Origin of the sequence: Henriciella sp. (assembly GCF_049649345.1) — a bacterium.
Lineage (GTDB): Bacteria > Pseudomonadota > Alphaproteobacteria > Caulobacterales > Hyphomonadaceae > Henriciella.
On sequence record NZ_JBARZC010000395.1, the window covers coordinates 1 to 5,832 of the forward strand.

Here is a 5,832-nt window from a genome sequence, read left to right on the forward strand (position 1 = left end):
GCGCAGGCCCAGCGCGCGCAGGGTCAACCGTTCTGTCCTGATCGTCTCAACCATGGCCGGCATCCTTCAAAACTGGCCTGTCCAGCATAGAAAAAAGGGGAGACAGCCACCTGTCTCCCCTTCGCAAGTCTTTCAGGTTCGATCAAACGGTGGCGACGACGCCCCGCCTGGCCTCGCCTTATTCTGCAGCGTCTGCCATCGGGACAACCGACACATATTGACGGTCACCGCGGGTGCGCTTGAACTCGACCTGGCCTTCTTCGAGGGCGAAGAGGGTGTGGTCCTTGCCCATGCCGACGCCCTTGCCCGGATAGGTCTTGGTGCCGCGCTGGCGGATGATGATGTTGCCCGGCACAACGTGCTGGCCGCCAAACTTCTTCACGCCGAGATATTTCGGGTTCGAATCGCGGCCGTTACGTGATGAACCGCCTGATTTCTTGTGTGCCATGAGGGCGTTCCTTCAATCTGTCCTTGAAGCCTATATCAGACTTCAGGCGTCCTTTGCCAGTTTCTTGGCCTGCTTGACCCATTCGTCACGCTCGATACGTCCGCCGAGACCGGCTTCGTCATCAAGCTCGCTGGCCTGCGTCTTGTTCAGGTCTGCAACCTGCCAGAAGTGGAAGATGCCCGCTTCGTTGAGCTTCTTCTCCATGGCCGGGCCGACACCGGTGATCTCTTTGAGATCGTCCTTCTTGCCTTCAGCCTTCTTCAGGCGGCCACGCTCGTCGGTCTTCGGCTTGGCGTCTGCCTTTGCCTCAGCCTTCGGTGCGGCCTCTTTCTTCGGGGCAGCCTCTGGCTTGGCAGCCGGGGCTTCGGTCTTCGCAGCCGCCTTGGCTTCAGCCTTCGGGGCCTCTTCCTTTTTCGGCGCAGCAGCCTTCTTCGCCGGCGCTTTCTTGCCGTCGGTCAGGATCGACGTGATCGTGACGACAGACTCAAGCTGGCGATGGCCCTTCTTGCGGCGATAGGTGTTGCGCTGACGCTTCTTCATGATCAGCTTCTTGTCGCCCTTGCGCTGGGCGGTAATCTCACCGACGACGCTTGCGCCCGACACCAGCGGGGCGCCAACCGTGACAGTCTTGCCGTCGCCCAGCATCAGGACCTCGAAGGTCACGTCTGCGCCGGCGTCAGCGCTAAGTTTCTCGACGACAATCTCATCGCCTTCGGCGACTTTATACTGTTTGCCACCAGTCTTAATGACCGCGAACATGGCCTCATCCTTCCGGAAGGTGAAATTAGTTGAGTGTCCGCACGCGTAAGGCGCCGGACATGAAGGCGCGGATAAACACCATCATCTGGCCCATGTCAAACCCTGACATGCATGAAATCCGGGGCTTGCGCCAGTTCCCCGCACACGCTATCCCCCCGCCCCACGGAGAGGTGCTAGAGTGGTTGAATAGGCTAGTCTCGAAAACTAGTGAGCTCGCAAGGGCTCCGAGGGTTCGAATCCCTCTCTCTCCGCCACTGGGACCCTGATTTGAAGACCAGATCCGGGACCTCCCCAAATCGCCCGCCACTGGCGGGCTTTTTCTTGGGCTGCGGTCTCTACCTGCACGATTTTCCCTGCTCATTCTCCAATTTTCGCCGAAAGTCTCTGAGCGCCACTTTCGCGAGATCTCTTAAGCGCCGATGCCCTTTGGCGAGCGTTCGCATAATGCGGTGTATGTGAAGCAGATGGGCGTGTTTGCATCCGCCTCTCACCCCTTTTTCCATTTTGCACGCAACCTGCCTCAGCGATTATCGACTCCCGATTTTTATAGGGAGACATTGAGTCGAGCGGGGCAATGGAATGCGTGCCGATATCGATAATATTGCGCCCCCCCGCCCACGCGCTTCTCACTTTGAAATCCGAAATTGCTCGCCTATCGGTCGGGCCGGTGCGAGTACCCGTGCGACCTGGTCAATTACAAGCGTATTCGGAATATTGATCGTCGCCGATGCACGCTCATCCGTCGCGGATGCACTGGCTATAAGCCTGTACTCACCCGCCTCTACTATCCATTCGGAGCCCTCCGGATCAAACGAGGCGAGTGTCTTTGTCGGGATTGTTAGTGAGACGCGTTCAATCTCTCCGGGCGCCAAAGGCTTGGTCTTGTTGAAGGCTTTCAGTTCACGCAGAGGCTTGTCCAGTTTGCCATCCGGCGCTTCGACATAGAGCTGCACAACTTCGCGCCCGCGCTTGCCGCCGGTATTCGTTACGTCGAGACTAACAAGAAATGCGCCGTCGCCTGCGCGCGAAACGGCAAGGTTGTCATACGAAAAGCTTGAATAGGACAGGCCATAACCGAACGGATAGGCGACGTCGCTGCTGGCCGTCACGAAGAAGCGGTAGCCAACATAAATGCCTTCCTCGTAAGCGACTTCGCTTTCGTACTGGGTCATCAGGCCACCAATGATCGGAATTGGCTTGTCGAGGTTTTCCGTGCCCGGAAAGAACAGGGCCGATGGCGTATCCGCATAGGAAATCGGAAAGGTCATTGGCAGACGCCCCGAGGGGTTCACAGCGCCTGACAAGACATCGGCGATGGCGCGACCTGCTTCCTGGCCACCCTGCCAGGGCAAAATGATGGCGTCGGCCAGATCGCGCCAGGACGCCGTTTCGATGACATTGCCAATGTTGAGGATGACAATGACGGGCTTGCCGGCGGCCCTGAAATCGGCAGAGACCGACCGAAGCATCGCCTGTTCCGTTTCAGTCAGGTCGAAATCATCGGCGACCTTTCTGTCTACGAACTCGCCGGAATTCCGGCTGATGGTGATGATGGCTGCATCATTGCGATCGGCCGCGCCAGCGATGACGTCATCGGGCAGAGCCATCTCGGCAGGACGGGCGTGCAGCAGGAATTGCTCCATGACCGTTTTCGGCTTGGGCTTGCTCGCTTCGAATTCATCAATGAAACCCCGATAGGTGCTGGCCAGGTCCTGATCTATCGTCCAGCCATGCTCGATGAGCCCGTCAGCAACGTGGATGGTGTAGGCTTCGGCAACATCGCCGCTCCCCGTGCCGCCGGACACGGTCGAATAGGCCCCCACACCAAACAGCGCGACGGTCTTAATCGATGGATCCAGTGGCAGCGTTGAACCTTCGTTCCTGAGCAGGACGGTCGCTTCGCCGGCAACGCGGCGAGCCAGCGCGGCGTTTGCGTCGAGCGGCGGTGCATTTGTTGGCTGGGGCTTGTCGGCCTTTTCGGTCCGCTGCATGGCCTGGAGAATTCGCGTCAGGTTTTCGTCGACCTTGTCTTCCGAAAGACGACCGGCCTGGAAGGCCGCGCTCAGGGCTTCGTCCACATCCGGGCCGCCCGGCATGATCAGATTGTTGCCCGCTTCGATCTGGGCAGCGGGGTCGTCGCCAGCGAACCAGTCAGTCATGACCACGCCGTCAAAGCCGAGTTCATTGCGTAGAACCTGGTCGAGCAGAGCCCGGCTCTGGGACGTGTATTCACCGTTCAGACGGTTATACGAGGTCATGATGGCCCAGGGCTCTCCTTCCTCGATCGCGATCTGAAAGCCGCGAAGGTAGAGTTCCCGAAGAGACCGTTGACCAATCAGCGTGTCGACAACGAACCGGTTGGTTTCCTGATTGTTGGCGACGAAATGCTTGAGCGTTCCGCCCACCCCCTTGGACTGCATGCCGCGCACCGCAGCACCGGCCATCTTTCCGCTCAGGAGGGGGTCTTCGGAATAGTACTCGAAGTTGCGGCCGGTGAGCGGGTTGCGGTGAAGGTTCATGCCCGGCGCAAGAATGATGTCGACGCCATAGGCCACGGCTTCGCTGCCCATCGCCGCTCCAACCGATTCAGCAAGATCCATATCCCAGCTCGAAGCGATCAGCGTCGCAATGGGAAAGGCCGTCGCATATTGCTTTTCTCCGGTTTCGGGATGCTCCGGTGACAGCCGAAGTCCGGCGGGCCCATCTGCGAGGACGAGCGATGAAATGCCCTTATCCTCGATTGCGTAAGTGTAGCCAGCCGCCCCCGGAACGAACCGGTCCGTGTCGGCCATTCTTTCGTGGCTGAGCGAGAATCCCTGCCCGGTCAGAAGCTTCAGCTTCTCCTCGATGGTCAGGTCGTCGAGCTTTGCCATGGTGGAGTCCTCCGTGGCGGTCATATCTTTGCCGGTTCCGCTGACTGACAGTTCGGCCTTGTTTGCCGCACCCGCGCAACCAACAAGAGCCAAGCCTGAACAGAGCGCCACAAGGTTTTTTTTCCTGCGTGCTGAACGTCTCGCCGATTTCATACTTTCTCTCCTCCCAAGGGGCAGGTGTGCCGGCGCATCGCCAGCAATAAGTCCAAGCCTGACCCGAAACATCGCATAACTTTCCATATGGAAAGTTTTGCTGCAAGAGGCAAATCTGGTTTAGGATCGAAATCGAAGTCGGCTCAAAGCGGGCGACACCAAATGCACAGGCCAAAACGCATGGTAGAGCCGAAGTCTTACGCGCAGCCAACCCGGCGCCCACCCAGCCATCCGCGCGCCGAAGAAAGCCGCACCCGGATCATGTCAGAGGCCCGGCGCCTGTTTGCCCAACGAGGCTTCGATGGCGCGAATATTAGGGAAATCGCTGAGAAAGCGGGCGTTACACATACGCTCATCCGCTATCACTTCGGCAGCAAGGAACAGCTCTGGAAGGATGTGGTAACCGATATGTTCCGCCGGCTTGACCGCGAAGTAAGCGGGCCGGAAACCGAAAAACTGAAATATGAAACTGTCGACGATCTTCGGATTTTTCTGCGCCGCTATGTCAAATACTGCGCAAAAAATCCGGATCAGATCCGCATCATGTTTCACGAATCGATCGCGGGTGGTGATCGTCTGGACTGGATGGTCAAATACATTCTGAAGAGCCACCAGACGCTGACACCGTTCTTTCGGCACCTGATGGACAAGGGGCAACTTCCCGACGTTTTCCTGGTCTCGCTCTTCTATGCCGTGTCGACCATCTGCCAGATTCCGTTTGCCTTCTCCACCACGATCAAGAAGCTTTACGGCGTCGATATGCAAAGCGAAGCGGCGACAGAAGCCCATGTCGATGCTGTGCTCGCCATCCTGCTTCGCGACGCTCCCGATGCTGATCTGAAGCGGCCAGCGCTTCCTGCCTGGACGAAGATTTGACCCACTGAACGGCGCAAGACCCCAAGGTAGAAATCGATCTCTGAGCTTGACAACTTTCCAATTGTAAAGTTTTCCGTATGGAAAGTTTGCGTGGGAGGAATTTATGCGCATTGGTAACTGGCTTCTTTGTACGGCGTGTTCGGCAGCGGTTCTGGGCGGAGGGTTTGCTCAGGCCCAGGAGTCCGGGCCGGACGACGGTGATCGCCGGCTCGGCACGGTGACGGTGACCGCACAGAAGGTCGAACAGAACCTCCAGGACGTTCCAATCTCCATCACGGCGATTGGCGGCGACGATCTCGCAGCGCGGCAGATCGACGGATTCGATCAGCTCCAGTACGTCGCGCCCGGGATCACCTTCAACAACGGCGTGAATGCGCGCCAGTCAGCCTCCTCGATCCGCGGCATCGGGACCGGCCTGTTCAATATCGGCATTGAAGCGAGCGTGGCCGTTGCGGTCGATGGCGTCATCCTGGGCCGCGAGGGGGCAGGCATCTTCGACCTCGCCGACGTGGAGCGTGTCGAAGTGCTGCGCGGTCCCCAGGGCACCCTGTTCGGCAAGAACGCCTCGGCAGGTGTGATCTCGATCGTGACGAAGAACCCGACCGATGAATTCGAGGCCAATGTGTCCGGGTCCTATGGCTCCTTCAACGAAATCAACCTGAACGGCGCCATCTCCGGTCCGATTGCCGACGGCGTGACCGCCCGCCTCTCGGCCTATTCGAA

At 58.6% G+C, this 5,832-nt stretch carries 5 protein-coding genes and 1 tRNA gene; 3 read left to right on the forward strand and 3 right to left on the reverse strand.

Annotated features, from left to right (window positions below):
- Positions 1-178: 178 nt before the first annotated feature.
- Both rpmA and WA989_RS10780 read right to left on the reverse strand, forming a co-directional pair.
- Positions 179-448: a 50S ribosomal protein L27 gene (gene rpmA / locus WA989_RS10775; protein ID WP_424340501.1), complete on the reverse strand. Its 270-nt coding sequence runs from the start codon at positions 446-448 to the stop codon at positions 179-181.
- A 42-nt stretch (positions 449-490) separates the two neighbouring features.
- Positions 491-1,207: a 50S ribosomal protein L21 gene (locus WA989_RS10780; RefSeq protein ID WP_424340502.1), complete on the reverse strand. Its 717-nt coding sequence runs from the start codon at positions 1,205-1,207 to the stop codon at positions 491-493.
- A 164-nt stretch (positions 1,208-1,371) separates the two neighbouring features.
- Here WA989_RS10780 and WA989_RS10785 point away from each other — a divergent pair.
- Positions 1,372-1,461: transfer RNA gene (locus WA989_RS10785), tRNA-Ser, on the forward strand.
- A gap of 372 nt (positions 1,462-1,833) precedes the next feature.
- Here the strand turns inward: WA989_RS10785 and WA989_RS10790 are convergent.
- Entirely contained in the window at positions 1,834-4,080 is a 2,247-nt protein-coding gene (locus WA989_RS10790; RefSeq protein ID WP_424340503.1) for a beta-glucosidase family protein, read from the reverse strand.
- 333 nt (positions 4,081-4,413) lie between these two features.
- Between WA989_RS10790 and WA989_RS10795 the strand changes: the two genes are divergently transcribed.
- Together WA989_RS10795 and WA989_RS10800 are read left to right on the forward strand one after the other, a co-directional pair.
- Positions 4,414-5,109 (forward strand): TetR/AcrR family transcriptional regulator, encoded by a 696-nt coding sequence (locus WA989_RS10795; RefSeq protein ID WP_424340504.1) that lies wholly within the window; start codon positions 4,414-4,416, stop codon positions 5,107-5,109.
- Between the two features lie 103 nt (positions 5,110-5,212).
- The coding region (locus WA989_RS10800) for a TonB-dependent receptor plug domain-containing protein (RefSeq protein ID WP_424340505.1) at positions 5,213-5,832 on the forward strand (620 nt) is incomplete at its 3' end.

Bases quoted from the DNA above. Each gene is read 5' to 3' on its own strand.
- rpmA (WP_424340501.1), bottom strand. From the start codon at position 448: ATGGCACACAAGAAATCAGGCGGTTCATCACGTAACGGCCGCGATTCG.
- WA989_RS10780 (WP_424340502.1), bottom strand. From the start codon at position 1,207: ATGTTCGCGGTCATTAAGACTGGTGGCAAACAGTATAAAGTCGCCGAA.
- WA989_RS10790 (WP_424340503.1), bottom strand. From the start codon at position 4,080: ATGGCAAAGCTCGACGACCTGACCATCGAGGAGAAGCTGAAGCTTCTG.
- WA989_RS10795 (WP_424340504.1), top strand. From the start codon at position 4,414: ATGGTAGAGCCGAAGTCTTACGCGCAGCCAACCCGGCGCCCACCCAGC.